Below are 25,637 nucleotides of genomic sequence, written 5' to 3' on the forward strand. Positions count from 1 at the left end.
TTTTGTCTGCGCCCGTGCTGTCTACCGGCTGACCACGGCCCGCAACAGTTTGACCGCAACGGACAATGCTGCGATGTCCACCGGGCCTGGCTTGATGGCTTCCTTGATGGTCTCCTGGATCCTGCCGAGCTGTTCGATGTTTTCGCGTTCCCAGGCGATGATCCGCTCCACTGGATCGCCTCCTTCCGAGGGGCGTGGAGTATTCCGCACAACAGCCTTCGTCATACCGGCGAGGACCAAATACACGTCGTCCCGAAGTGCCGCCCGGGCGAGGGCCTCCCAGTGCGTTTCCCGCGGCAACGCCGTGATGTGTTCAAGAATGGGGACCGCCGAGATCCGCTCGAAGACGGCAAAATACACTTCGGCCACGGTGTCCACGGGCTCTTGGAGCTCTTCGGAGATGGCGGAGATGTCCAGAAGACCGTAGCTGACCAGGATCTCGGAGGCGCGCACGCCCAAGTCATGGGGCAGCCCGACGGCGTCGGTGTGGGCCAGGCGGATCAGCGCGTGCTGCAGATTCACGCCGTGAAGATAGCTGCCGAACTTGGGGCGCAGGACGGACATGGGGGGCTCGAGCCGGGCCAGGGCATCGGCGATTGGCTTGTCCCGGAAATCGTGGGTGACATACCAGCGGGTCGAGCGGTCCAGCAGGCGGCGCATGTCCAGTGCCACCGCACACCCGTGCTCGCTGGGGATGCTTGCCGGCAGCTGTGCGAGGGCCTGGGTGATGGAGTCAAAGTCCCAGATTTTGCGCATGACCACGAACCCGCGCGCCACCGCGGCCGCCGATACCGTGGTCTCCTCCATTGCCCTGAAGGCGAAGGCAATGCCGCCCAGATTGATCATGTCGTTGGCAATAACAGTGGCCACGATCTGCCGCCGCAGCGGATGCGTGGACAGCTCATCCCCGAACCGCTCCGAGAGCTGGCGCGGAAAGTAGCCGCGCAGGGTCCGGGAGAACCACGGGTCATCGGCCAGTCCGCCAAGTGTGAGTTCCCTTGCCAGCTCGATCTTGGCATACGCGGCCAACACGGAAAGCTCCGGAGATGTCAGGCCCTTGCCGGTCTGCAGGCGGGAGTGCAGCTGCTCTGTGCCCGGCAGGCATTCAAGGTTTCTGTCCAGGTCCGTCTCGGCCTCCAGCCAGTCCATGGTGCGCTCAAAGCTCGGGCTCCATTGAAGCACCAGCTGGCGGTCGTTGAGGAGGAGCACGTTCTGGTCCACATTGGTTTTCAAGACCAAGCGTCCGACTTCCTCCTGCAGGGTGTGCAGGAAGCCGGTCCTTTCCTCCGGGGCGATCCTTCCCGCGGCGATCATCCGGTCAAGGAAGATCTTGATGTTCACCTCATGGTCCGAACAGTCCACACCGGCGGAGTTGTCGATCGCATCGGTGTTCACCAGGATCCCACCCAGCGCTGCCTCTACCCGGCCCCGCTGGGTGATGCCAAGGTTGCCGCCCTCGGCGATGATCCGTGTCCTCAGCTGACTGGCGTTGACACGGATGGCATCGTTGGCCTTGTCTCCCACGTCCGGGTGGGTCTCGGTGGAGGCCTTCACGTACGTTCCGATGCCTCCGTTGTAGAGCAGGTCCACGGGGGCCAGAAGGACGGCCTTGAGCAGCTCCGGCGGGCTCATCGCCGTCGTTCCCGGCTCCAGCCCCAGCGCAAGGCGCACCGCTTCGGTGATCTCGATCGACTTCGCCAGCCGGGAGAACACGCCGCCGCCCGCGCTGATTTTCGAGACGTCGTAGTCGGCCCAGGAGGAACGGGGAAGCCCGAACAGCCGCTGCCGCTCCGCATAGGAGGCGGCCGGATCGGGGGTTGGATCGAGGAAGATGTGCCGGTGGTCGAACGCCGCCACCAGCAGGATGTGGCGGGACAGCAGCATTCCGTTGCCGAACACGTCCCCGCTCATGTCGCCTATGCCCACTACCGTGAAGTCCTCGGCTGCGGAGTCGATGAGCAGCTCGCGGAAATGGTGCCGGACCGACTCCCAGGCCCCGCGCGCCGTGATGCCCATCTGCTTGTGGTCATAGCCCACCGAGCCGCCCGAGGCGAAAGCGTCGCCGAGCCAGAATCCGTACTCCAGGGCCAAGGCATTGGCGATGTCCGAGAACGCGGCCGTCCCCTTGTCGGCGGCAACCACCAGGTAGTAGTCATCGCCGTCGTGCCGGACCACCCGCTCGGGCGGCACAACCAGCTCGGTGGACCCGTGGGCGCCGTCGAGGGTTGTGAGCAGATTGTCGGTGATGTCCAGCATGCCGCGGATGAAGATCCGGTAGCTTTCCTGCCCCTCGGCCAGCCAGGCCGCCCGGTCTGTGGCGGGGTGGGGTAGTCGCTTCGGATAGAAACCACCCTTGGCGCCCGTTGGCACGATCACGGCGTTCTTGACCGTCTGCGCCTTGACGAGTCCCAGGACCTCCGTCCGGAAGTCCTCCCGGCGGTCGGACCAGCGAAGCCCGCCGCGTGCAAGGGCGCCAAAGCGCAGGTGCACCCCTTCAACCCGCGGCGAATAGACCCAGATTTCGTATTTCGGCCGCGGGGCAGGTGCGGCCGGGACGCCGGAGACGTTGAGCTTGAAGCTGAGGTAGGGCTTGTTCAGGAAGTAATTGGTGCGCAGGGTGGCCTCGACAAGACTCGCGAAGGAACGCAGGAGACGGTCGGCATCCAGGACCGGCACGGCGTCTATGGCTGCCGCCAGCTCACTTCTGGCCGAGTCCATGCCACGGAGGCGGGTTGGTTCGTCGAGATCCGGATCGAACTTTGCCTCGAACAGTGCAAGGAGTGCGCGCGTGGCCCGGATATTCGCCCGCAGCGTGTCCGCCATGAAGCCGTACGAGTTGGTGGTTCCGAGCTGCTGCAGGTATTTCGCATAGCCGCGCAGGATGGCGGTCTGGCGCCATCCGATTCCTTCCCTGATGACCAGTGCGTCAAAGGTGTCGGATTCGATGTCTCCCCTCATGGCGGCGCAGAACGAGTCGGCTAGGAGCCCGCTGGTGCTCAGGGGGTCAACCCCAGAGGGGTATGTCAGCCCGAGGTCGTACAGGAAGAACGTATGGCCATCGGCGCGCCGGACGTCGAAGGGCCGTTGGTCGAGCACCTCGAGCCCCAGGTTGTGGAAGAACGGCAGGATCTGCGTCAGGCTCTTCGGCCGTGTCAGGTAGAGGCGGATCCGGGCGTCCTCGGCCAGCACCGGAGTTCCCGGGCGTGCGTAGACAGAAAGCAGCGGGTCATCGCTCCTGCCCTCCGGCCCGGCCAGGCTTTCGAACTTGATAATGTCCTCGACGGCATCCTCCACCTCGTAGTCAGCCTTGTAGCTGGCCGGAAACGCCTGGGCCCACTGCATGGACAGCCGGGCGGCCTCGCCAGCGGGGAATCTGTGCTGGAGAGCCTCGTCCAGGCCTTCGGCCCATGACCTCGAGGCAGCAATGATGCGCAGCTCCAACGCTGAGGCATCGACGGCGGGCCGTTCTCCGCCCGGAAGCAGGATCCGGAAGAACACGCGCGCCATGGCCGACTCGCTGAGGCGAAGTTCGAACTCGACGGCTTTCGAGTTGAAGGTCTCCCGCAGTTCCCGCTCGATGTTGTGCCTGACGGCCGTGCTGTAGCGGCGGCGCGGAAGGAACACCAGGGCGGACATGAAACGTCCATAGGAGTCGGGCCTGAGGAACAGCCGGGTGCTGTGGCGTTCCTGGAGTCGCAGGATTTCGCGCGCCTGGCTGGCCAGATCGGTTGCGTCGATGTGGAAGAGCTCGTCACGCGGATAGGCCTCGATGGCGGCCAACAGTTCCTTGCCGGCATGGGATCCGGGCGGGAATCCGGAACGGTCCAGTACCGTGGCCACCTTGTCCCGGATGACCGGGATCTGTTGCACGGACCGGCTAGCAGCGCTGGGGGCGAAGAGGCCAACAAAGCACACTTCCCCGGTAGGGTTGCCGGCCGTGTCAAACCTCAGGAGGCTGACTTCGTCCAAGTAGGCGTCCCGGAGGACTGTGGAACGGATGCCCGCCTTCGTGAGGGCCAGGGCCGGGCCTGGGACCGGTCGTGGGGCCCCCGGCATGGCGGAACTTTGCAGCGGCCGGCTCTGCTCCCGGTGCCGCAGGAGCCCGAGCCCGGACCCCGGTCGTGCAGCGAGGACAGGCTGTCCGTCCTCGTCACCTATGTCATATCCGCGGTACCCGAGAAACACGAAGTTGCCGTCGTCCAGCCAGCGCAGCAAGTCCCTTGCCGCCTGCGCCGTCGAGGTTGAGGAGGTTGAGGAGGTCGAGGAGGTTGAGGAGGTTGCGGCTGGTGCGGCCACTGAATCCGCAGCGGGGGCAGCAGCGGTATTGGCATCCAGTGCGGCAACTTCCGCGGTCACCTGCCGATGGATGGCTGCGGAGTCCTCGGCTGCCGCATGAACATCGGCCAGCACCGCTTGGAGATTATGAATGAGCAGATCGGCGTTTGCCTGGTCCGGCAGCATGGCGGTTTCGACGGCGATCCAGGCCTCCGTGCAGGTCAGGTCGCCATTGGATTCAGGCGGCGACGGCATCGCGGGAGGTTCATTGGCCACCGGCCAGGCAGTGCGCAGCGGGACCGGCCGGATGTTCACGAGCCTGTTCGTCCCGGGCGTCCTGCCAACGGTGAAGGTGGGGTGGACCAGCAGGCGTATGGCGGCATTGTCACGGGCGAATGCCGCCGTGATGGAGGGAAGCAGATACGGCATGTCCTCGGCCACGATTGCCACGACGCTGGCGTCGGTCTCACTCAGCACCCCGATGACGGCCTCGCCCGGGCTCCGGATTGCGGCCAGCGAACGATGGTATTCCGCACGCTTCCGGAGCGCTTCGGCGGTGTAGTTCCGTATGTCGTCGTCGGCCACGTGCTCGTAGTAGTCCGTCAGGAACGTGTCCCCGGCGGAAACGTCCGCCGGTACATGGTCTGCAGGGCCGGATTGCGGGGACATTGGTCTGCGCCTCCATCGCGCAACGAGAGGCCGTGTTGCTGCGGTCGCCGAAACGTCGCGCCTGCTTTCATGATGGCTGTCGCACGTCAGGCAGTCCATCCCCGCAGGGACAAGCAAACGGTCAGCACTCCCAGACGTGGCGGCGGGATTCGAACCCGCGTGCGCTGCTTTGCAGGCAGCTCCCTGGCCTCTCGGGCACACCACGTGCATCGAGAGTAGGCAGGCCGCGGGGCTCGCTCCAACATTGGTTTCGCCCGGTTGACCGGCATTGAGCCCGGTTGCCCGGCATTGAGCCCGGTTGCGCCGGGTTGAGCACGGTGACCTTCCGCGACGCCGGGCCGACGCCGTCGAAATCTTGCGCGCCTACCCCAGCAGCGTATTGACCAGCCGGGCGGCCACTTTGGCGGTGCGGCCGTCGATATCGAACTCCGGGTTCAGTTCCGCGATGTCCAGGTGCAGGAGCTTCCCGCTCGCGGCCACCTGCCGGCACACGGCGCTGATCACCGGCAGCGGCACCCCATACGCGGCCGGGGCGCTGACACCGGGGGCCACCGAGGCCGGCAGCACGTCCAGGTCGATGGTCAGGTACAGCGCGTCCACCTGTGCCAGGAACGCCGCCACGAACGTGTGTGCGGCCTCCGACGAGCAGTCCTCGTCCAGCAGGTAGTCCACACCGAGCTTCTCGGCGGTCCGAAACAGCGCCGGGGTGTTGTTCGGCTCGGAAATCCCGACGACGGCGTACCGCAGTTCGCGGCCGGCGGCGGCTTCTGCGCGGGCCATCTGGAGGAACGGCGTGCCGGAGCTGGGCACGGGCTCGTCGCGGAGGTCGAAATGCGCGTCGAGGTTCAGCACGCCGACGGTGAGTCCTTCTCGGACCGCCGCGGATCCGGCCACGCCGAGGTAGCTGGCAAAGGCGGTCTCGTGCCCGCCGCCCAGCACCACGGGAAGCCTGCCGGCGTCCAGCAGCCTGGTGATGGCGAGCCCGGCACGTGCCTGCCCCGCCTCCAGTGCGTCTGCGGCCACGGTGACATCACCGGCGTCGCGCACGTCCCGGGACAGGTGGAAGGCAAGCGGGCCGAGCGCAGTGCGGATGGCGGCGGGGGCGGCCGCGGCGCCGGTGCGGCCCTTGTTGCGCCGCACACCGGCGTCGCTGCCGAAGCCGAGGATGACGGCGGGCCGCTGGCCGGTGCCGGCCGCTGCCGGAACCGTTGCGGGCGTGAAGGGGGTGACGGCCTGCCACCAGCGCCGGTGCTCGTCGCCGTCGCCGTCGAACCGTCCGGTCCAGGGCTGCGGCGGGACATCTACTGGGAGCGCGGGAGAAACCATGTCCCTAGCTCACCGCAGCCCGGGCCGGAAAACCAGCCGCGCCGCCGCGGGGCTGTCCGGAATCCCGGAAACTGCTCGTAAACACCGGCGGGCGGAAGGGGCGGGCCTGCGAACGGACCCTAGTGGATGCCGAGGGCCGCCTCGATGGGGCCGATCGCGAAGAAGAGCAGGAACGCGCCCGCCACAGCCCACATGAGCGGGTGCACGTCGCGGGCCCGGCCCTGGAACAGGCGGATCAGCACGAAGGAGATGAAGCCCGCGCCCAGGCCGTTGGCGATCGAATAGGTGAACGGCATGAGCGTGAAGGTCAGGAACGCCGGGATCGCGATGCCCCAGTCCTCCCAGTCGATCTTGCCCACCTGCGAGACCATCATGAAGCCGACGATCACGAGCGCGGGGGCCACGGCCTCGAATGGCACGAGGTTGATCAGCGGGGTGAAGAACATGGCGACGAGGAACAGCAGGCCGGTGACGATGGAGGCCAGGCCGGTGCGGGCGCCTTCGCCGATGCCTGCGCCGGATTCGACGTAGATCTGGTTCGAGGACACGGAGGCACCGCCGCCGATGATCGCACCCAGGGCGTCCACCTGCAGCACGCGGTCGACGTTGGGGATGTTGCCGTCCTTGTCGATGGTGCCGGCCTCCGTGGCCAGGCCCACCATGGTGCCCATGGCATCGAAGAAGATGCTGAGCAGGATCACGAAGGCCAGCAGGGTCGCGGCGACAAAGCCGAGGTGCTCAAAGGCGCCGAACGGGTTGGCCTGGCCGAGCAGGGACAGGTCAGGGGCCGCCCACTCGGAGAATGCCGGGGCCACCAGGGACCAGCCCTGCGGGTTGTGGGTGGTGCCGTCAAAGCTGGGGCCGATGTGCAGGGTGGCTTCCAGGATCACGGACAGGATGGTCGAGGCGACGATGCCGATCAGGATGGCGCCCTTGACCTTGCGGACCACCAGCCCGATGGTCAGGACCAGGCCGAAGACAAACACAAGCGTGGGCCAGCCCAGGAGCTTGCCGTCGAAGCCCAGGCCGACCGGAACGGTGGTGCCGGCGACATCCGGGATGCGGCGCACGAAGCCCGCGTTGACGAGCCCGATCAGGGCGATGAAGAGGCCGATGCCCACCACGATCGCGGTCTTCAGCCCCTCCGGGACGGCCTTGAACACGGCGGTCCGGAAACCGGTGAGGACCAGGATCAGCATGGTGACGCCGGAGAGCATCACCAGGCCCATCATGTCCGGCCAGGACAGGCCGGGGTTCGTGGCCACCGTGACGGCGACGAACGCATTGACGCCGAGCCCGGTTGCCATGGCAAAGGGATGCTTGGCCCAGGCGCCCATGAGGATGGTGAGGATGCCCGCCACGAAGGCGGTGACGGCGGCGACGGCGGGGAAGCCGAGCGTGGCGCCCGTGGAGTCAGGCCCGGAGAGGATCAGCGGGTTCAGGACCACGATGTAGCTCATGGCGAAGAACGTGGCGAACCCTCCGCGGATCTCGCGCGAGAAGTTCGACCCCCGCTCGGATATCTTGAAATACCGGTCGAGTGCGGAGCCCTGCTTGAGCATTAGGTCTTGCATTAGTCCTCCGGGAGTGATGGGTGAAGCTTCAATCTTATTGGGAGCCCAGCGGCCAACCCGGCGTTTTCGCCTAGTCTGTAAGGAAGCCAACACTAGGAGTAGCCTGCCCATGCGCCGTATCCGACAGCTTCGCTGTGCCCTGCTGGGCGCCGTCGTCCTCGTGGCCGTCCTGCTGGGGGCCGTGAGCCCGGCGTCGGCGCACGACACCCTGGAGTCCACCAGCCCGGCCGCCGGAGCAACCCTTGCGGCGCCGCCGGAGCAGGTCTCGGTCACTTTCAACCACAATCCGCTCGCCCTGGGCTCGCAGATCCTGGTCAACGACGCCACGGGCGCCAACTGGGCGGACGGACCCGTGCAGATCGTAGACAACGTCGCCGCGCAGAAGCTGAAGTCCGGCGCCCCCGCAGGACAATACACCGTGCACTGGCGGGTGGCCAGTTCCGACGGCCACCCGATCGAGGGCAGCTTCACCTTCACGGCGACGGCGGCTGCGGCGGGTACGACGACGGCCGCCGCGGTCCCCACGATGGGCACCGCCCAGCCCGGCACCACGCCTGCGCCCGCCCCTGCGCCGGCCGGATCACAGTCCTTTCCGTGGAGCGTCATGATCTTTGTTGCCGTGGCGGTCGGCATCCTGGTGGCCCTGGGCCTGATGGCCAAGCGCCGCCTCACGCCGGGTAACGAAAGCAACGGGAGCGACGCCGAGGGCTGACCCCGCGTTGCGGTAAGGCCGGTTGCTCTTAGGCCGGGGCAGCGAGGGCGAAGCCGCCCGGCAGCAGGGCGGGGACGCCGTGCGGATGGACCTTGGCGGAGATCGCCTGGCCCACCACCTTGGCCTGGCGCAGGACTTCCTTCGGTGTGGGGGTAATGAGCTCTCCCACCCCCACGAGGTACATCCCGAGCGCATGCATCGCGGCCATGAGGTTCGCTCCGGCCGCCATGCCCAGCTCCGAGAGCATGCGGCGCAGTTGGCTGTGCGCGCAGCGGGTCAGGACAAGGTGATCGGCCAGCAGGACGCCGCCGGGGGTCTGGACGGCCCACTTCTCGGTGGGGGACCCCTCCGTGCCGGCCTCGAGGAGGTCCAGCTGCAGGGCCCGGATGTTGTTCCGCACGTCGAGCTTGTGGCTTGCGGCGTAGTTGCGCAGATGCCGTAGGATTTCGTTGCGCTCCCGCAGGCTGGCGGCGTCCGCCGCGTCGCAGCGCTGGAGTGAGGAGGTGTTGGCCGGGTGGCCGGCACCCAGGAGGTCGAGACCGTCCACAATGATGGACGCGACACCGCGGCGCTGGAGCTCGCTGGCCACGGCCAGGCCGGAGAGCCCCGTCCCGATAACTACGGCGGTGGTCCGCTCAATCCCGCCGTACAAAGGCATGCTCGACACTGCAGGGTACCTCCTCGAAATGGTGCCAGTCGCGGGGAAACCCCCGGACGCCAACCCAGGCCTGGTTCGGCAGCCTCAGCGGCTGCGTTCTGAAATACCAGTCTCGGTTCAGCAATGCCTCGAAGGATACCTAAGATTCCGGCCCGTGGATAGAGGAGGTAGGACATTGGCCGTGGTGCCGAATTTTTGCGGGATTCCGGGCCCGGAATCATGTCGGAACCGTCCCGAAAGCCCGGGATTCCCGGCCGCGGAACGGCGTGTTAACTCTGCGTAAATCCTTCGGACGCCGCCCGCCGCGGACGCCCGGAGGCCGTCTTGAATGTTCGCAATTAACCGAGAATAGTGAGAAAAATCAGGGGTTCTTGCGCGCAGATTCGCGGCCGCCTCGCCGGTGGACGCCGGGCGCCGGTACTTCTGGCAGAATAGCCGAAACATCAGGCAAGTATCGCGAGGAGGCGGACCCAATGGGCCGTGAACAGGTGCATCCGGACCCGGCATGGGAGGCCGGCGGCGAACCGGCGCCTCCCCGGGGGATCGTCGTGGGAGTGGATGGCTCGGACCACAGCCACTGCGCCCTCGTGTGGGCAGCCCGCGAGGCAGAACGCCGCCGCCGCCCGCTGCACATCGTGACCGCCTACTCGGTTCCGATCTTCGCCGCTTCCGGACTCGACGGCGGCTACGCCACCGTGGACGACTCCGTGATCCGGGAGGGCGCCGAAGCCATCCTCAAGCACGCCCTGGACAAGGTCGCCGGCTACAACATCGACGTCGACGCGTCCGTCGAAAACGGGGACGCCTCCGGCGTGCTGCTGGAAATCAGCGAAACCGCCGAGCTTCTGGTCTTCGGAACCCGCGGCCGCGGCGGCTTTGTGGGACGGCTGCTCGGTTCTGTCAGCAGCGCGCTGCCCGCCCACGCCAAGTGCCCCACGGTGACTGTGCCGCTGATCTGCGCGGACCGCCTCGGCGAAACCACGGATGACAAGCACGTCCTGGCCGAACGCGCGAAGTCCGGCCACCAGCCGGTCGAAAACGTTGTGGTGGTCGGCGTCGACGGCTCCGAGCAGGCCCGCGTCGCGGTGCTGGAAGCGGCGGCCCAGACCGAACGGCTCGGCGCCCGGCTGCGGGTGGTGTGCGCCGTGCCGCAGTACACCGGCTCGCTGGCCTGGGTGCCCACGCCGATGGACCGCGATGCCCTGTTCGCCGACATCAAGGTCCAGCTCGACGCCGGCGTGGCCTGGCTGCGGAGCCACTTCCCCGCGCTGCAGGTGGAGACGCAGCTCGTGGACGGTTCGCCCGTCGACATTCTCGTCGAAGCCAGCCGGCACGTGGAACTCGTGGTGGTCGGCACCCGCGGGCGCGGCGGCTTCGCCGGAATGCTTCTCGGATCCACGTCCGACGGCGTCCTCCACCACGCCAAGGGGCCCGTCATGGTGGTGCCGGACCGCGATGACCCTCGGCTGGCGGACAGGCCCAGCTTCGGCCCGATGCTCGGCGACTCGTAGGTCCCGGGCACCAGGTCCGGCGTCGGAAGGACGGTTTGCAGATGGAGCACCGCGGGACGCCGGATCCGGCCGAGGACTGGACAGCCCAGGACGGCCCGGTCCTGGCTTTGGAGCGCCTGAGCCAGGACATGCTGGCCCAGGCCGGCGGCAAGGCGGCCAACCTCGGCGAGCTGGCACGGGCCGGACTCCCGGTTCCCCCCGGCTTCTGCCTGACTACCCGCGCCTACCTGGATGCCACGGCCTCACCGGCGCTGGCGGACGTGCACCGCGCCCTTGCCGCGACGGCCCCCGATGATCTGGCTGCGCTGGCCTCGCTCGCCGCGAAGGCCCGCGCCTTGGTGCTCGACGCCGACGTCCCCGCCGGCATCGACGCCGCCGTGCGCGCAGCGTATGCAGCGCTTGGCGCGGACGCTCCGGTGGCTGTGCGGTCCTCCGCGACCGCCGAGGACCTGCCCTTTGCCAGTTTCGCCGGCCAGCAGGACACGTACCTGAACGTCGTCGGCGCGGATGCCGTGCTGGCCGCCGTCCGCCAGTGCTGGGCCTCGCTGTGGACAGACCGCGCCGTGACCTACCGGGCGGTGCAGGGAATCGAGCCGTCCGCGGTGTCCCTCGCCGTCGTCGTCCAGCGCATGGTGGACGCGGCCGTGGCCGGAGTGCTGTTCACGGCCAACCCCGTGACCGGGCGACGGCACGAGGCCGTCATCGACGCCAGCCCGGGGCTGGGGGAGGCCGTAGTGTCCGGGGCCGTCAACCCGGACCACTTTGTGCTCGACGGCGCCACGGGACGGATCCTCGAGCGGCGACTAGGGGACAAGGGCCTGCTCATCCGCCCCCTGCCCGGCGGCGGCACCGAGCGCGTGGCACAACCGGGCGCCGGGTCGACGCCCAGCCTGGACCATGCCCAGCTGGCCGCGCTGGAGCTCCTGGGCCGCCGCGCGGAAGTGCACTTCGGCTCGCCGCAGGACCTCGAATGGGCCATCGGCCAGGACGGCGCCGTGTGGCTGACCCAGTCCAGGCCCATCACCACCCTCTATCCGATGCCGGACAAACAACCGTCCGGGCCCGGACCGCGCGTCTACCTGTGCTTCAGCCTGGCCCAGGGGCTGACCCGGCCCCTGACGCCGATGGGCCTCGCCGGCATCCGGCTGATTGCCTCCTCCGTCGCGGGGGCGGCGCGTTTCCCGGTGCCCGTGCCCCGGGACGGGCCGGCCCCGTACACCGAGGCCGGGCAGCGCATCTTCTTCGACCTCACGCCCGTGGTCCGCAGCAGGACCGGCCGGGCCATCGTCCCCCGGGTTTTCGACGTCATGGAGGCGCGCTCGGCGGCCGTGCTGCGCAACCTATTCGCCGATCCCAGGTTCTCGGTAACGATCAAGTCGCCGTGGCGCTTGCTGCGCCACGTCGGCCCGGTGGCGGCGCGGGCCAGGGTCCCGGAGACCTTGGTCCGCGCCCTCCTCCGGCCCGAGGAAGCACTGCGCCGGGCCGACCGGGTGGGCGAAGAACTCAGGGCCGCGCTCGCGGTGCCGGCCGACGCCACGGCCACGCAGCGCTTGGACCACGTGGAGCGGATCCTCGGCGGGAGCGTCTTTCGCGTGGTTCCGGCCGTCCTGCCGCTGCCCGCCTTGGGGTTCGCCCTGCTCGCGGCGGCCGGAAAACTCGCCGGGAGCCCGGGGAACGGGGCGCTGCAGGAGGTCCTGCGGGGCCTGCCCAACAACGTGACCACTGAAATGGACCTGGATCTCTGGTCGCTGGCCATGGTCATCCGGAAGGACCCGGCGTCGGCAGCGGTGTTCGGGGAGGACTCGTTGCCGGAGATAGCCCGGCGTTACCGGGCAGCGGAGCTTCCCGGCGTCGTGCAATCCGGGCTGGCGGACTTCCTGGCCCGGTACGGCCACCGCGCCGTGGCGGAGATCGACGTCGGCATGCCTCGCTGGTCTGACGACCCGACCCACATCCTCGGGGTCCTGGCAAACTATCTGCGCATGGATGACCCCGCGCTTGCCCCGGACCGGCAGTTTGCCAAGGCGGCCCGCGATGCGGAAGCCCAGGTGGGGCGGCTCGTGGCCGCGGCGGGGCAGCGCAGCCGCCTCCGGGGGGCACTCGTGCGGGCCGCGCTGCGGCGGACCCGGATGTTCGCCGGGCTGCGTGAACTGCCCAAGTTCTACCTCGTGGAAGCGCTCGGCGCCGTCCGGCAGCAGCTTGCGGCCGTGGGGGCCGAACTCGCCGCGGCCGGGGCCATCGACGCGGCGGATGACGTGTTCTTCCTCGACCTGACCGAAGCGCACGTGGGGCTGCGCGGCGCAGGGCTGCAGGGGCTCGTGGCACAGCGACGGGAGGCGTACGGGGCTGAACTGGGCCGGCGGCACATTCCCCGCGTGCTGCTCTCGGACGGCACCGAGCCCGAGGCGGTGCAGGCCGGCGCCAGCCGTGGCCCGGCGGGCGCTGACGGTTCGGCCGGGCAGCTCTCCGGGACGCCTGCCTCGGCCGGCATCGTCACGGCCCGGGCCCGCGTGATCCTGGACCCCCAGGGCGCGCACCTGGAACCGGGCGAGATCCTCGTGGCGCCGTCCACGGATCCCGGCTGGACACCGCTGTTCCTGACGGCCGGCGGCCTGGTGATGGAAATGGGCGGCCCCAACTCCCACGGTGCCGTCGTCGCACGGGAATACGGGATCCCCGCGGTAGTGGGGGTCCCAGACGCGACCGCGCGGATCGCCACCGGCCACAACATAACGGTCGACGGCGCCGCCGGCACCGTGACACCGGAAGGCTGACACCGGAAAGCTGACCCCGGAAAGGACGCCGGCAAATAGCGCCGGATCGCTACAGTGGGGCCATGAGCGAAGAGCGAGGTTCCGAGGATAAGGATCCCGGAGCCACCGGCAGTCCCGCCGCGGGCACCCCGGTCCCTGATACCGGGCCGCCGGAAAACCCCGATACCGGGCCGCCGGAAAACCCCGCACCCGGCGCTCCCGCAGCCGTTCCCCTGGCCGCTGTTCCCCTGGCCGCTGTTCCGGGGGCCGCCGGGCCGGTAGAGCGGGATGCGTGGCTGCCGGGGTGGCTTGTGCAGCGTCCGCTCACGGCAGGGTGGGCGTGGGCCGGGTCCTGGGCGCTGCTGATCGTGGCCGATGAATTCCTGGATCTCGCCGGCTGGTCCTGGTACGTGCTGGTCGGCATGGCCGCGCTGCCCACTCTGCTGGCAAGCGTGGCCCTGCTGCACGCCACACCGCGCCGCTACCTGAAGCCGCGCCGGGACACGGTCCTGGGCCACTTCTTTGTCCGCTTCCTCGCTCTGATAGCAGCCTTCCTCGTGTGGGGCGTGTCCGTGGTCATGAGCGCCTCGATCTCTACAACGGTCCAGTCGCTCGTTGGCGAGTCCGAACGCGAGGTGACCGCGGTGGGCTTCAACCTCCTGCTGGCCGGGATCCCGCTGGTGGTCTCCGTGCTCTGGCTGGCCTTCATCATCCGCTGCGCCTGGTTCCTGCGGCGTCTCCGGGGCTGGAAACAGGCGCCGGAGCCGGGAACCGTGCCCAAGAAGTTCCTGCGGGGCAGGCCGCGGCTGAAGCGGGTGGTGGTGGGCCTGGCCCATCCTGGCCTGCTGCTCGTGGCGGGCCTGGGCACCTCAGTGCTCGCGTTGCTGCTGGGCGCTTTGGAACTCACCATCAATGTGCTGAAGTAGGCCAACCGGGCTGGCCGGGCCAGGCGTACTGTTGACCTATGAGCTGCACTGAAGCGAGCATCCCTCAGGCAAGCATTAATCAGACACGCATTAATCAGACACGCATTTATCAGACACGGATATTTGGCCCATCACTTCCTGGGGCGCGGTCACGATGACGCGCAAATGGCTGCGCTGGCTGCCCGCCGTCGCCGTTCCTGCCGTGATCGCCGCCGGCGCACTGGCCGGATCCCTGCCCGCCAGCGCGGGGGACCCGCTGCCGTCCAAGACGCCGGAGCAAGTGCTGCAGCTGATCGCCCAGCACCGCGAACCGGCCCTCTCCGGGACGCTGGAGCAGTCCTCTGAGCTCGGTCTTCCGGAGCTGCCCAAGACCAGTGCCGGCACGGACTCCTCAGGCACGGCCTGGCTCGAGCTGCTGACAGGTCCGCACACAGCGCGGGTCTATCGCGATGGCCCTGACAACGCCCGCATCCAGATCATGGACCGGCTGGCCGAACGCAACGCCGTCCGCCACGGCAACGAGATCTGGTTCTACAACTCCAAGGACAACACCGCCTCCCACCTCCAGATCCCCGCTGACGTCGCCGGCAAGGCCGAGCACCGCGGCGGCAAGGACGCCACGGCCACCCCGGACCAGCTCGCCGCGATGCTGTTGGCCAAGATTGACCCCAGCACGGACGTGACGGTGGGCGCCGACGTCCAGGTGGCCGGCCGGGCCGCCTACAACCTGGTGCTCACGCCGAAGTCCGAGACGACCCTGGTGGCATCCATCGCAGTCGCAGTTGACGGCCAGACCGGGCTGCCGCTGGGCGTCGAGGTCAAGGCCCGCGGACAGGCGGATCCCGCCTTCCGCGTCGCCTACACGAACCTGACCCTCGGGGCCCCGGACGCGTCGGTCTTCACGTTCAGTCCGCCACCGGGTGCCACCGTCAAGGAGATCCCGGCACCGGAGTACAAGAGCGGGCACGACGCCGCGAACGCGACGCCGCCGGCCGTCAAGGACAGCGCCCGGAAGCCCGCCGTCACCGGTTCCGGCTGGGACTCGATCGTAGAGTTCCCGGCGGGAACGGCTAGCCCGGCGTCGGACGCCACGGCCCTGCTCCAGCAGGCCACCGTTCCGGTCCAGGGCGGCAGGCTCCTGTCCACGGCGCTGGTGAATGTTTTGGTGCTCGACGACGGCCGGGTCTTCGCCGGCTCCGTCTCACCGGAGCGGCTCCAGGCCGCTGCCACGCAGAAGTGACTGTGAGCCCGGCACCTGGCGGCCATCCAGTGACGGCCGCGTGAGCGCCGCCGGGCCGGTCGCCGGGCCGGGCAGCGGGCTGGTTAGCGGGCAGAGTATCGAGCTGAGTATTGAGACCAGGGGCCTGACCAAGCGGTTCGGCCAGCAGTTGGCCGTCGACGGCGTCGATCTGGCCGTGCCGAAAGGCGCGGTCTTCGGCTTCCTGGGCCCGAACGGCTCGGGGAAGACCACCACCATCAGGCTCCTGCTCGGCCTGGCCACAGCCACCGGCGGCTCCATGCGCGTCTTGGGCAAGGAGATGCCCCGGAAGCTGGATGACGTGCTCCCGCGGGTCGGGGCACTGGTTGAGGGGCCGGCGTTCTACCCGTTTCTCTCCGGCGCCGCCAATCTGCACCGCATGGACGCCGCGGATCCATATGGTGCGGCCACGACGCGGCGCACCCGGGTCCACTCAGCCCTGGAACGGGTGGGTTTGACCCACGCCGCGGACAAGCTGGTCCGGGCCTATTCGCTGGGCATGAAGCAGCGGCTGGGGATCGCCAACGCCCTGCTGGCCCCGCGGGAGCTTCTGGTGCTGGACGAGCCCACCAACGGGCTGGACCCCCAAGGCACGCGGGAGGTGCGGAACCTGGTGCGCTCGCTCGCAGCCGACGGCGCCACGGTGTTCGTCTCCAGCCACCTGCTGGCCGAAGTGGAACAGATCTGCACGCATGCGGCCATCATGAGCGCCGGCAGGCTCGTGGCGCAGGGAACCCTGGCGGAACTGCGCGGGGCGGGCCAGGCAAGGATCCGCGTGCTGACGCCGGACCCCGGTACCGCGGCGCAGGTGCTGGCCGGCCTGGGCCTGACCGCGACCATGAGCCCCGACGGCGGCACTGCTGCTGCCGGCGGCCCGGACGGCCGCAACGGCTCAGGGCGGGACGCCGTCCTGTTCGCGTCGCTGGTGGGGGCTCCGCCAGCCGCGGCAACCCCCGACGGCGGAGGATTGGTCCGGGCGGTGGAACCGGAAGCCGTCGTGGCTGCCCTGGTGGCGGCGGGGGTCCGGGTTCGCGGTTTCGCGACCGAACAGGACAGCCTCGAGGACCGGTTTGTGGCGTTGACGGGGGAGGGGTTCGACGTTGTCCAGTAACAGCTCACCCGTGGGCGATCCATCGGGCGCCCTCGACATCGACGCTGGCATCCGCGCCGACGGCGCGGCAGGCGGCCCGTCGGCCCGGCCCGGGTCTCAGACCGCCGGACTGCTGGCGTCCGAGCTCGGCGTGCTGTTCCGCCGCCGCAGGACCTGGGCCATGTTGTGTGCGCTGGCAGCCATCCCGATCCTCATCGCCGTGGCCGTGCGGGTCTCCTCGGCAGTGCCGCCAGGCCGCGGGCCAGCCTTCCTCGACCGGATATCCCAAAACGGCCTGTTCGTAGGCGTCACCGCACTGGTGGTCTCCGTTCCGCTCTTCCTGCCGCTTACCGTCGGAGTGGTGGCCGGAGACACGATCGCCGGCGAGGCCGGGCAGGGAACCCTGCGGTACCTGCTCGTCGCTCCGGCCGGGCGGATCCGACTGTTGATCGTCAAATATGCCGGCACGGCCCTGTTCGTCGTCGTCGCGCCGCTCGTGGTGGCCCTGACGGGGGCCGGGATCGGCGCGGCGCTGTTCCCGGTGGGGCCGGTGACCCTGCTTTCCGGCGACACGATCGGCACCGGCGAGGCCCTGATCCGGCTCCTGCTCATCGCCGCCTATCTGGCGGTATCGCTGCTCGGGTTGTCGGCGATCGGCCTGTTCATCTCCACCCTGACCGACGTTCCGGTGGGGGCCATGGCGGCCACCGTCGTCCTCTCGGTCGTCGCTCAGGTCCTGGACGCGCTGCCGCAGCTTCAGTGGCTGCATCCGTGGCTGTTCAGCCACTACTGGCTGGACTTTGGCGACCTGCTCCGGCAGCCCGTTTCGTGGGACTCCTTTGCCGTCAACGCCCTCTTGCAGGGCGGCTATGTCGCCGTGTTCGGGGCGCTGGCCTACGGCAGGTTCATCACCAAGGACGTGCTCTCCTAGCCGCCGGACATGGCCGTTAGGGAATGGCCCAGTAGGGAACGGGGAGCCAGGGACAGCGCGCCGGGGACGGGCCTAGTAGCGGGCCACGTAGCCGTAGAGCTGCATCCCGGACATGGCGGCAACATCGGTCACCGTGATGCCGGCGTCGGGATTGAGCGCCTGGACCACGCGGCCGCCACCAAGGTAGATGGCCACGTGGTAGAAGCCCGGCGCAGAACCCCAGACCAGCAAGTCGCCGGGGCGTGCCTGCGAGAGCGGGACATGGACCGGGGCCTGGGCAAACTGCTGGGAGGCGGTGCGGGGCAGGTACTTGCCGGCCGCGGCAAACGCATTCTGCACCAGGCCTGAGCAGTCAAAGCCATAGGCCCCGGTTCCGCCGTACTGGTAAAAGAACGGCGACCCGGTCTTGCCGAGCGCAACTGAAATGGCGGTCTGATTTGACCCGCCGGAAATCGGCGCGGGAACGGGAACTGGCACAGGGACTGGAGCGGGGGCAGGAACCTGAATCGGCGCAGGAGCGGGAGCAGGAGCAGGAGCAGGATCCGGTGCGGACGCGGGTGCTGGCGCGGGTGCTGGCGCGGGAGCGGGCGCCGGTGCTGCCGGCTGCTGCGCGGCCGAATCGTTCCGTCCCGGTGATGCAGATGCAGGCTGTGAGCCCGTGGCCGGCTGCGGCGCCACGGCGGCCGCCGCGGTCAGCGCCGCCAGCCGCTCCTGCTGGCGTTGACGGTCCAGGGCGTCCACGCGGGCCGATTCCAGCGCAGCGGTGGTGTTTTTCAGGGTTGCCAGCTGGTCCACGAGCGCGCTCCGCTGGGCTTTGGCATCGGCCACGGCTTGGCGCTGGGCCGCGGTGGCGCGGTCGGCGTCGCTCTTGCGGGCTTCCGCCGTCGTGGCAGCCTCATCGGCGGCGCGGTTGGCGTCCGCCGCGGCTTCGGTCAGCGACTTTGCGGCGGCGGCCGCAGATTCCGCCGACTGGAAAGCCCGCGCGCGCCCGGCCGTCACGGCTTCGAGGGTCGCGGCATCTTCCAGCGCATGCCCGGTGCCGCTGACGAAACTGCTGAGGGCAGGATTCAGGCCGCCGTTGCGGTACAGATCGCCGGCCAGCTGGCCCACCTGCTTGCGGGTCTTGGCTTGGTCTGCCTCGGCGGCGGCAGCCCTAGCGGCCGCCACCTCCGCCGTGTCACGGCGCGTGGCCAGCTCCACGAGGGCCTCGCCGTACGCGTTGTTCGCCTGCAGGGACGCGGCGAGGCTGGCTTCCTGGCCTGCCGACGCAGCGGCCAGAAGCCCATCGATCCTGGTGACCTCCGCCGCCGTCGCGCTTTCACTGGATTTGGCAGCAGCGATTTCCTCCGGTGAGGGGATCTCCGGCGACGCCGGAACGGGGACTGCGGCCGCCAGCGGCCCGGCAGCCGGCGCGGACGCCAGCGCTGCGGCCTGGGCCGGGAGCGTGAGTGTTCCAAGAAGGACGACGGCGGAGCAGAGCACAGCAGTCTTGCGACCGGATCCGGTCCAGCTCATGGGCAAACCTCGAAGTCTCAGGCTGGAATGAGCGAGGTCGGAATTTGACGCATGAAAGCCTCTGCGGATCACCCAGCAGGCATGAGGCTACGTGCCAAAGACCACTTTGGCAACACGAGTCACATGAATAACATAAACAACACTGGTGTCATTTGGCCACGTCCGTGCGGGGTGTGTCTCGCTGGCGGCCAGCGGCAGCCGCCGCCGCTCTTGCAGATGGGCGCCGCCGCAGGGTGTTGGAAACGGACCGGCCGCCCCCGCCGGTCAGGCGTGCTGGTGGGCCTCGTGCTCCGAGTGGGTGGCCGGCTCGAGCTGGAAGGTGCAGTGCTCAGTGTCGAAATGGGAGCCCAGGCAGGTGGTGAGTTTGTCCAGGACCCGGTCGGCGCCCCGGGCTCCGAGCGCCGCATCCTCCACCACCACATGCGCGGAGAAGACGGGGACGCCCGAGGTGATGGTCCAGATGTGGATGTCGTGGACGGACACCACGCCGTCCACCGCGAGAATGTGCTCGCGGATCATCTGGACGTCCACGCCCTTGGGGGTGGCCTCGAGGAGAACGTCCACCACGTCGCGCAGCAGGTGCCAGGCCCTGGGCAGGATCATGAGGGCGATGAGGATCGAGGCAATGGTGTCTGCCGCCTGGAACCCTGTGACCATGATGACCACCGCGGCCACGATGACGGCGAGGGAGCCCAACAGATCGCCCAGGACTTCCAGGTAGGCGCCGCGGACGTTCAGGCTCTCCTTCTGGGCGCCGCGCAGGATCAGCAGGGACACCAGGTTGGCGACGGCGCCGAGGACCGCCGCGGCCAGCATGATGTCGGTGTGGACCTCCGGGGTGGAACCGAGCCGGCGGATGGCTTCGGTGAAGATGACCACCGAGATGACGATCAGGACCAGGGCGTTTGCCAGCGCCGCCAGGACTTCTGCGCGCTGGTAGCCGTAGGTGCGCTGGTCGCTGGCGGGCCGGGCAGCGATCCACGCGGCCAGCAGGGCGATGAAGACGCCGGCGGCGTCGGAGAGCATGTGACCGGCGTCGGCGAGCAGGGCCAGGGATCCCGAGACCACGGCGCCGATCGTCTGCACGAGCACCACGGCCAGGGTGATGGCCAGGACGGCGACCAGACGCCTCCGGTGCTTCCCGGTCGCGGTTATGCCGTGCGAGTGGCTGTGGTCATGTCCCATGCCTACAAGGCTATCCCCAGCCGAGCTCGTGCAGGCGCGCGTCGCTGATGCCGAAGTGGTGGGCGATCTCGTGCACCACGGTGACGGTGACTTCCTCGATCACATCCTCCCGGGAGGCGCAGATGTCCAGGATGGGCTGGCGGAAGATGGTGATGCGGTCCGGCAGGGAGCCGGCGTCCCACCAGGAATCCCGTTCGGTCAGGGGTACCCCCTCGTAGAGCCCCAGCAGCACGGTGTCCGGATCCTCGCCGGGCTGCGGGGTGTAGTCGTCCTCGATGAAGATCGCGACATTGCTCATGGTCTTCGCCAGTTCCGGCGGGATCCGGTCCAGGGCGTCGCTCACGGCTGCCTCGAAGTCGGCGTCGGACATCGGAAAGGGGCCGTCGTCCTGCCCGTCGCCGTAACCGTCGCCTTGATCGTCAACGGGTCCGTCGTCGCCATTCGGAACGATCGGCAGGCCAGGCGGGAGCGACGGGGACATAGGGAAACTCTAGCGGGACCGGCGCCGGGTCAGCCCCACACCCACCAGGCAGATCACGCCGCCAACCAGGCCCCAGATGGTCGGAATCTCGCCCAGCACCAGCCAGGAGATCAGGATGGTGGTGCCCGGGACCAGGTAGGTGGTGGCGGCGAGGCGGCCTGCGTCAATCAGGGAGAGCGCATAGGCCCACGTGGTGAACGCGATCGCCGTGGGGAAGATGCCCAGATAGACCAAGCCCAGCGTGGCCGGCAGGGGAGCGGCCTGCAGTTCGGCGATCAGCTGGCCGCTGAAGGGCAGGCAGCAGAGCGCGCCCACCATGATGCCGAACCAGGTGGCCTGGGCGGCGGGGAACTTGCGCAGCACCGGCTTTTGGACGATCACGCTCACGGCAGCCAGCGCGGCGGCAAGCAGGCAGAGCAGCACACCGGCCACGTCCGCCGTCGACCTCTGGCCGGAACCCAGGGCGATCACTGCCACGCCCGCGAACGCAATCAGGCTGCCGATGATCAGCCAGCGCGGGAATCCCTCTTTGAGGATCACACCGGCCATCACGGCGACCAGGATGGGATTGACGTTGATCAGCAGGGCGGCGGTGCCGGCGTCCAGCATGTGCTCCGCCGCGTTGAGGGCCACGTTGTACCCGCCGAACCACATGACGCCGTAGGCCAGGATGGGCCACCATTCGCGGCCCCGGGGCAGTCCCCTGAGTTTGGGCACCACGAGGACGCCCAGCACGAGCGCGGCGACCGCCAGCCGGCCGAGTGTCAGCGGGCCGGGGGAGAAGCTCGGGCCCACGGCCCGGATGCCCACGAAGGCGGAAGCCCACAGGACCACGGTGACGACGACGGCGGCGATGCCGAGCCTACTGATCGTGGCCGGCTGTCGGGGAGGGGCCGGCGCGGGGTGCGGGGCGGGTGCGGGTGCGGCGTGCGGAGACCCTTCGTGGGGGCCTGCGGACGGAGTGGGGCCTGATGCGGCGGTGGTAGCCATGCTGCCAATCTAGCCCGTGTGCCGCCCTCCCGGCTGGCGGGAATCGGTCACGTCTAGTCGAGATCCTGCCAATATGCCGAATCTCCTCAGCGGAGGACCCGCGCCGCCGCACGGACAGCCTCCGCGACCTCCGTCAATGCCGCCGAGCCGCGCCGCCATTGCTGCCAGTAGAGGGAGACATCCACCTGCGCGCGGGGCGAGAGCCGCTCAAGTGTGCCGTTCGCGAGGTCTTCGCCGATTTCGAGCTCGGGCATCATGCCCCAGCCCATGCCCCAGCGGATGGCATCGCCAAATTCCTGGGAGGCCGGCACGTAGTGCCGCGGCGGCTGAAGGGACGCGCGGCGGAACCGGCGCAGCCAGCGGTCCTGCAGATCGTCTTTGCGGTCAAAGAGCACGACGGGAGCCGCGGCCAGGGTCGCGGCGGCCACTCCGGCCTGAAACCAGCGGGCGGTGAAGTCCGGAGCGCAGACCGGCAGATAGCGCATGACGCCCAGCCTGATGGACGAGCAGCCCGGCACAGGCTTGGCTGTCTCCGTGATGGCGGCGGCCGCGGCGCCCGCGCGCAGGAGGTCCAGCGAGTGTTCCTGGTCTTCGCGCAGGATCTCCAGCTGGATGTTGCTGCTGGCCGCCGCCAGGCCGGCCAGCGCCCAGGTGTGCAATGAATCGCTGTTGATCACCAGCGTCAGGCGCGTCCCGCCGCCGGCTTCTTCCGGCTGCAGTTCCTCGGCCAGGTCCGCCGAGAGCAATTCCAGCTGCCGGGCGAACCGCACCACGGCCTGGCCGGCCTCAGTGAGTCCGGGCGGGCGGGCCCGGGTCAGGACCGGCCGGCCGACGGCGGATTCCAGGGCCCGGATCCGCTGGCTGATGGCAGACGGGGTCACGGACAGGTGGGCGGCTGCGGCGTCAAAGCTTCCGTGCGTGAGGATGGCGGCCAGGGTCCGGGCCTGCTCGGGGGCTATCTCCATCATTAGATCATCTTATGTATCATCAGGAACTTTAACTGGTTTCATCTTTGGCGGGGACCTACCGTGGAGTGGTGATCCTCCCCCTGTTCTCCGGCCTTTCTGCCGGACTGTCCCTGATCGTTGCTATCGGCGCGCAGAACGCCTTTGTCCTCCGCCAGGGCATCCAGCGCTCGCATGTCGTCATGGTGGTGGCGGTCTGCGCCGTGTCGGACCTCGTGCTGATTCTGCTGGGCGTCGCCGGCATCGGTGTCCTGTTGGACCGGGCGCCCGCAGCCCTCGTGGTGATCCGGTGGATCGGTGCCGCGTTCCTCCTCGCCTACGGGGCGCTCGCGGCATGGCGTGCGGTCCGGGGGGAGCAGATGGATCATCCAGGCGGCAAACCCGCCGGCAGCCGGGTGGCCGTGCTGGGCACCTGCCTGGCCTTCACGTGGCTGAACCCGCACGTTTACCTGGACACGGTGCTGCTGCTCGGATCCCTTGCTGCCGCCCAGGGCCCGTCCGGACGCTGGTGGTTCGCCGCCGGGGCCGGCCTGGGGAGCATTGCCTGGTTCACCGCCCTCGGCGCCGGCGCGCGTTTGCTCACCACCCTGTTCCGGCGTCGGGAAGCCTGGCGGGTGCTCGACGCCGTAATCGCCGTCGTGATGTTCACGCTGGCAGCGTTGTTGCTCGCCTGAACGCCGCACCGATCCGCCGCACCGGCCCGCCGCGCCGGCCCGGTGCACAGGCCCACAGCGCCGGCCCCCGGGGCGGGGGCCGGCGGGCCCTTGTCCGCGCAGCGTGGCGGGTTCACGATGGCTGGTATGACAGCATCCTTGGCTTCGGCCCGCGAAAGACGGCGTGCGGCGATCGGCACGGCCGTCTTCGCGGTTGCCCCCGCAACGGCCGCCGGCGTGGTGCCGTGGCTTCTCACCCGCTGGGAAGTGAAGGACCCGGTGCCCGGCGGCGTGCCGGCGCAGATCACGGGCGCCCTGCTGATCGGCGCGGGCGCCGCGGTGATCGCGAACTCCTTTGTGCATTTCGCCGTGGAGGGCATCGGGACCCCCGCGCCGTTTGCCCCTCCCAAACAGCTGGTGGTTGGCGGACTCTACCGGTTCGTGCGGAATCCGATGTATGTGTCCATTGCCGCCGCCATAGCCGGCCAGGGACTCCTGCTTGGCCAGCCGAAGCTCTTCGTGGCCAGTGGCATCGGCGCCGTCCCCGTGGTGGCCTTCGTCCGGCTGTACGAGGAGCCGGCACTGACCCGGAAGTTCGGTGCGGACTACGAGGAGTACCGCAGAAACGTCCCGCGCTGGCTGCCCAGGCTCACGCCGTGGCGTCCCGGGGGCCTGGAACGCACCCGCTAAGCCACTACTTTCCTCGTCCGGACCACTCCAGCAGGCGATCCAGGGGCCACGTGGTGACGATCCGCTCGGCTGGCACGCTGTTCGAGGCCGCGCGCTCGGCGCCGTACTGCAGGAAATCCAGCTGGCCCGGTGCATGGGCGTCACTGTCGATGCTGAAGAGGCAGCCGGCATCGAGGGCAAGCCGGATCAGGTCGTCCGGCGGATCCTGCCGCTCGGGACGGGAATTGATTTCGACGGCGACATCATTCTCGGCGCACGCCGCGAACACCCGCTCGGCGTCGAACTCGGACTGCGGCCGGGTCCCCCTCGAGCCCTGCAACAGCCGGCCCGTGCAGTGACCCAGGACGTTCATGTGAGGATCGTTGATGGCGCCCAGCATCCGCTCGGTCATGGTGCGCCGGTCGGAGCGGAGCTTCGAATGGACGCTCGCCACCACGATGTCCAGCCGGTCCAGCATGTCCGGGGACTGGTCCAGGGTGCCGTCCTCCAGGATGTCCACCTCGATCCCGGCCAGAAGGCGGAAGCCCCCGCCGTCCGAGTTGATCTCCGACACAACGTCCAGTTGTTCCAGGAGGCGTTCGGCGCTCAGGCCGTTGGCGATCTTGAGGCTGGGGGAGTGGTCCGTCAGAGCGAGATAGTCCCGGCCCAGCGTCCGGGCGGCATCAGCCATGAGCCCGATCGGGGACCCGCCGTCGGACCAGTCACTGTGGCTGTGCAGGTCGCCGCGGAGGGCGGAGTGCAGTTCGGCGCCGCCGTTCGCGAGGGGCTGCTGTCCGCGTTGCCGCAGGCCCTCAAGGTAGTCGGGCACGCCGCCGTCGACCGCCTGCCTGATGACTTCGAAGGTCCGGTCCCCGATCCCCTTCATGCTCTTCAGCCCGCCGTTGCGCGCCCGGGCAGCGACCTCGTCCGGGTCCAGGGCGCCGATGATCCCGGCTGCCTTTCGGAATGCCTGGATCTTGAATGTGGGGGCCAGTTCCCGTTCCAGCCAGAACGCGATCTCATTGAGGGCATCAACGGCATCCATCAGTCCATCTTGCACCCACCTTGCGTCCGCGCGGGGGCCGCACTGGGCCGATTTTGGATAACCGGGGGTCTGCCCTTATAGTTTTATAGTCCAGTTCGGAGGAACCCGATGGGGACAAAAACGAAAGGCTTCGGCCCTTAATTTTTGCCCTGATGTGTTTCTACCGGATGGCGTCCTGGCCCCCATCGTCTAGCGGCCTAGGACACCGCCCTTTCACGGCGGCGGCACGGGTTCGAATCCCGTTGGGGGTACGCAAGGAACTGGTCAAACCGGATCAAAAAGTCTGGTAGGCTAAAGGCCTTGAAAAATTGCGGAAGCGAAACCGCAGGCAGCAAGAAACGCAGTACAAGCAGTAACAAGCAAGGCCCTGTAGCGCAGTTGGTTAGCGCGCCGCCCTGTCACGGCGGAGGTCGCGGGTTCAAGTCCCGTCAGGGTCGCTCTGATTGTCGGA

19 protein-coding genes and 3 tRNA genes are annotated in these 25,637 nt (G+C 68.8%); 11 read left to right on the forward strand and 11 right to left on the reverse strand.

Going from position 1 to position 25,637, the window contains the following annotated elements; translation table 11 throughout:
* Window positions 1-21: 21 nt before the first annotated feature.
* The 4 genes from ACFVTM_RS02585 to ACFVTM_RS02600 all read right to left on the reverse strand — a co-directional run bounded on the left by ACFVTM_RS02585 (window position 22) and on the right by ACFVTM_RS02600 (window position 7,832).
* On the reverse strand, window positions 22-4,944 hold the full coding sequence (locus ACFVTM_RS02585; protein ID WP_390201806.1) for an NAD-glutamate dehydrogenase: 4,923 nt from the start codon (window positions 4,942-4,944) through the stop codon (window positions 22-24).
* Between the two features lie 134 nt (window positions 4,945-5,078).
* Window positions 5,079-5,149, reverse strand: a tRNA-Cys gene (locus ACFVTM_RS02590).
* A 158-nt stretch (window positions 5,150-5,307) separates the two neighbouring features.
* Window positions 5,308-6,270, reverse strand: coding sequence for a formimidoylglutamase (gene hutG, locus ACFVTM_RS02595; RefSeq protein ID WP_390201807.1), 963 nt, complete (start codon window positions 6,268-6,270; stop codon window positions 5,308-5,310).
* A gap of 119 nt (window positions 6,271-6,389) precedes the next feature.
* Window positions 6,390-7,832, reverse strand: coding sequence for an NCS2 family permease (locus ACFVTM_RS02600; protein ID WP_390202095.1), 1,443 nt, complete (start codon window positions 7,830-7,832; stop codon window positions 6,390-6,392).
* 121 nt (window positions 7,833-7,953) lie between these two features.
* On the opposite strand from ACFVTM_RS02600, the gene ACFVTM_RS02605 reads away from it, so the two are divergent.
* Window positions 7,954-8,556 (forward strand): copper resistance protein CopC, encoded by a 603-nt coding sequence (locus ACFVTM_RS02605; RefSeq protein WP_390201808.1) that lies wholly within the window; start codon window positions 7,954-7,956, stop codon window positions 8,554-8,556.
* Window positions 8,557-8,584: 28 nt separating this feature from the next.
* Here ACFVTM_RS02605 and ACFVTM_RS02610 read toward each other — a convergent pair whose 3' ends face one another.
* Complete coding sequence (locus ACFVTM_RS02610) at window positions 8,585-9,214, reverse strand: FAD-binding protein (RefSeq protein ID WP_390202096.1); 630 nt, start codon at window positions 9,212-9,214, stop codon at window positions 8,585-8,587.
* 473 nt (window positions 9,215-9,687) lie between these two features.
* Here ACFVTM_RS02610 and ACFVTM_RS02615 point away from each other — a divergent pair, with 473 nt between their 5' ends.
* The 6 genes from ACFVTM_RS02615 (at window position 9,688) to ACFVTM_RS02640 (ending at window position 17,683) form a co-directional block, all read left to right on the forward strand.
* Complete coding sequence (locus ACFVTM_RS02615; protein ID WP_390201809.1) at window positions 9,688-10,725, forward strand: universal stress protein; 1,038 nt, start codon at window positions 9,688-9,690, stop codon at window positions 10,723-10,725.
* 41 nt (window positions 10,726-10,766) lie between these two features.
* Window positions 10,767-13,499, forward strand: a complete 2,733-nt coding sequence (locus ACFVTM_RS02620) for a PEP/pyruvate-binding domain-containing protein (protein WP_390201810.1) — start codon at window positions 10,767-10,769, stop codon at window positions 13,497-13,499.
* 62 nt (window positions 13,500-13,561) lie between these two features.
* A complete protein-coding gene (locus tag ACFVTM_RS02625; RefSeq protein ID WP_390201811.1) occupies window positions 13,562-14,404 on the forward strand; it encodes a hypothetical protein in 843 nt (280 codons plus the stop codon).
* A 154-nt stretch (window positions 14,405-14,558) separates the two neighbouring features.
* Window positions 14,559-15,644 carry an outer membrane lipoprotein carrier protein LolA gene (locus ACFVTM_RS02630; protein WP_390201812.1) on the forward strand — a complete coding sequence of 362 codons (1,086 nt, stop codon included), beginning with the start codon at window positions 14,559-14,561 and terminating at the stop codon, window positions 15,642-15,644.
* A 40-nt stretch (window positions 15,645-15,684) separates the two neighbouring features.
* Entirely contained in the window at window positions 15,685-16,773 is a 1,089-nt protein-coding gene (locus ACFVTM_RS02635) for an ABC transporter ATP-binding protein (protein ID WP_390201813.1), read from the forward strand.
* A gap of 49 nt (window positions 16,774-16,822) precedes the next feature.
* Window positions 16,823-17,683: an ABC transporter permease gene (locus tag ACFVTM_RS02640; protein WP_390202097.1), complete on the forward strand. Its 861-nt coding sequence runs from the start codon at window positions 16,823-16,825 to the stop codon at window positions 17,681-17,683.
* 72 nt (window positions 17,684-17,755) lie between these two features.
* Here the strand turns inward: ACFVTM_RS02640 and ACFVTM_RS02645 are convergent, their stop codons facing one another.
* From ACFVTM_RS02645 to ACFVTM_RS02665, 5 genes are all read right to left on the reverse strand, one after another.
* A complete protein-coding gene (locus ACFVTM_RS02645) occupies window positions 17,756-19,198 on the reverse strand; it encodes a C40 family peptidase (RefSeq protein WP_390201814.1) in 1,443 nt (480 codons plus the stop codon).
* A 264-nt stretch (window positions 19,199-19,462) separates the two neighbouring features.
* Window positions 19,463-20,383, reverse strand: a complete 921-nt coding sequence (locus ACFVTM_RS02650) for a cation diffusion facilitator family transporter (protein WP_390201815.1) — start codon at window positions 20,381-20,383, stop codon at window positions 19,463-19,465.
* A 10-nt stretch (window positions 20,384-20,393) separates the two neighbouring features.
* Window positions 20,394-20,864 (reverse strand): metallopeptidase family protein, encoded by a 471-nt coding sequence (locus tag ACFVTM_RS02655; protein ID WP_390201816.1) that lies wholly within the window; start codon window positions 20,862-20,864, stop codon window positions 20,394-20,396.
* Window positions 20,865-20,873: 9 nt separating this feature from the next.
* The gene (locus tag ACFVTM_RS02660; RefSeq protein WP_390201817.1) at window positions 20,874-21,854 is read right to left on the reverse strand and encodes a DMT family transporter; all 981 of its coding nucleotides are present in this window, start codon (window positions 21,852-21,854) and stop codon (window positions 20,874-20,876) included.
* A gap of 86 nt (window positions 21,855-21,940) precedes the next feature.
* Entirely contained in the window at window positions 21,941-22,822 is an 882-nt protein-coding gene (locus ACFVTM_RS02665; protein WP_390201818.1) for an ArgP/LysG family DNA-binding transcriptional regulator, read from the reverse strand.
* Between the two features lie 68 nt (window positions 22,823-22,890).
* On the opposite strand from ACFVTM_RS02665, the gene ACFVTM_RS02670 reads away from it, so the two are divergent.
* Window positions 22,891-23,493, forward strand: coding sequence for a LysE/ArgO family amino acid transporter (locus ACFVTM_RS02670; protein WP_390201819.1), 603 nt, complete (start codon window positions 22,891-22,893; stop codon window positions 23,491-23,493).
* A 126-nt stretch (window positions 23,494-23,619) separates the two neighbouring features.
* Window positions 23,620-24,162, forward strand: a complete 543-nt coding sequence (locus ACFVTM_RS02675) for a methyltransferase family protein (RefSeq protein ID WP_390201820.1) — start codon at window positions 23,620-23,622, stop codon at window positions 24,160-24,162.
* Window positions 24,163-24,166: 4 nt separating this feature from the next.
* Here the strand turns inward: ACFVTM_RS02675 and ACFVTM_RS02680 are convergent, their stop codons facing one another.
* Entirely contained in the window at window positions 24,167-25,186 is a 1,020-nt protein-coding gene (locus tag ACFVTM_RS02680; RefSeq protein WP_390201821.1) for a PHP domain-containing protein, read from the reverse strand.
* Window positions 25,187-25,364: 178 nt separating this feature from the next.
* Between ACFVTM_RS02680 and ACFVTM_RS02685 the strand changes: the two genes are divergently transcribed.
* Together ACFVTM_RS02685 and ACFVTM_RS02690 are read left to right on the forward strand one after the other, a co-directional pair.
* Window positions 25,365-25,437 (forward strand) — tRNA-Glu (locus tag ACFVTM_RS02685).
* 112 nt (window positions 25,438-25,549) lie between these two features.
* Window positions 25,550-25,623: transfer RNA gene (locus ACFVTM_RS02690), tRNA-Asp, on the forward strand.
* The last annotated feature ends 14 nt before the right edge of the window (window positions 25,624-25,637 follow it).

It is taken from the genome of Arthrobacter sp. NPDC058130 (genome assembly GCF_042884475.1).
GTDB lineage: Bacteria > Actinomycetota > Actinomycetes > Actinomycetales > Micrococcaceae > Arthrobacter.

Bases quoted from the DNA above. Each gene is read 5' to 3' on its own strand.
- ACFVTM_RS02585 (WP_390201806.1), bottom strand. From the start codon at position 4,944: ATGTCCCCGCAATCCGGCCCTGCAGACCATGTACCGGCGGACGTTTCC.
- hutG (WP_390201807.1), bottom strand. From the start codon at position 6,270: ATGGTTTCTCCCGCGCTCCCAGTAGATGTCCCGCCGCAGCCCTGGACC.
- ACFVTM_RS02600 (WP_390202095.1), bottom strand. From the start codon at position 7,832: ATGCTCAAGCAGGGCTCCGCACTCGACCGGTATTTCAAGATATCCGAG.
- ACFVTM_RS02605 (WP_390201808.1), top strand. From the start codon at position 7,954: ATGCGCCGTATCCGACAGCTTCGCTGTGCCCTGCTGGGCGCCGTCGTC.
- ACFVTM_RS02610 (WP_390202096.1), bottom strand. From the start codon at position 9,214: ATGCCTTTGTACGGCGGGATTGAGCGGACCACCGCCGTAGTTATCGGG.
- ACFVTM_RS02615 (WP_390201809.1), top strand. From the start codon at position 9,688: ATGGGCCGTGAACAGGTGCATCCGGACCCGGCATGGGAGGCCGGCGGC.
- ACFVTM_RS02620 (WP_390201810.1), top strand. From the start codon at position 10,767: ATGGAGCACCGCGGGACGCCGGATCCGGCCGAGGACTGGACAGCCCAG.
- ACFVTM_RS02625 (WP_390201811.1), top strand. From the start codon at position 13,562: ATGAGCGAAGAGCGAGGTTCCGAGGATAAGGATCCCGGAGCCACCGGC.
- ACFVTM_RS02630 (WP_390201812.1), top strand. From the start codon at position 14,559: ATGACGCGCAAATGGCTGCGCTGGCTGCCCGCCGTCGCCGTTCCTGCC.
- ACFVTM_RS02645 (WP_390201814.1), bottom strand. From the start codon at position 19,198: ATGAGCTGGACCGGATCCGGTCGCAAGACTGCTGTGCTCTGCTCCGCC.
- ACFVTM_RS02650 (WP_390201815.1), bottom strand. From the start codon at position 20,383: ATGGGACATGACCACAGCCACTCGCACGGCATAACCGCGACCGGGAAG.
- ACFVTM_RS02655 (WP_390201816.1), bottom strand. From the start codon at position 20,864: ATGTCCCCGTCGCTCCCGCCTGGCCTGCCGATCGTTCCGAATGGCGAC.
- ACFVTM_RS02660 (WP_390201817.1), bottom strand. From the start codon at position 21,854: ATGGCTACCACCGCCGCATCAGGCCCCACTCCGTCCGCAGGCCCCCAC.
- ACFVTM_RS02665 (WP_390201818.1), bottom strand. From the start codon at position 22,822: ATGATGGAGATAGCCCCCGAGCAGGCCCGGACCCTGGCCGCCATCCTC.
- ACFVTM_RS02675 (WP_390201820.1), top strand. From the start codon at position 23,620: ATGACAGCATCCTTGGCTTCGGCCCGCGAAAGACGGCGTGCGGCGATC.
- ACFVTM_RS02680 (WP_390201821.1), bottom strand. From the start codon at position 25,186: ATGGATGCCGTTGATGCCCTCAATGAGATCGCGTTCTGGCTGGAACGG.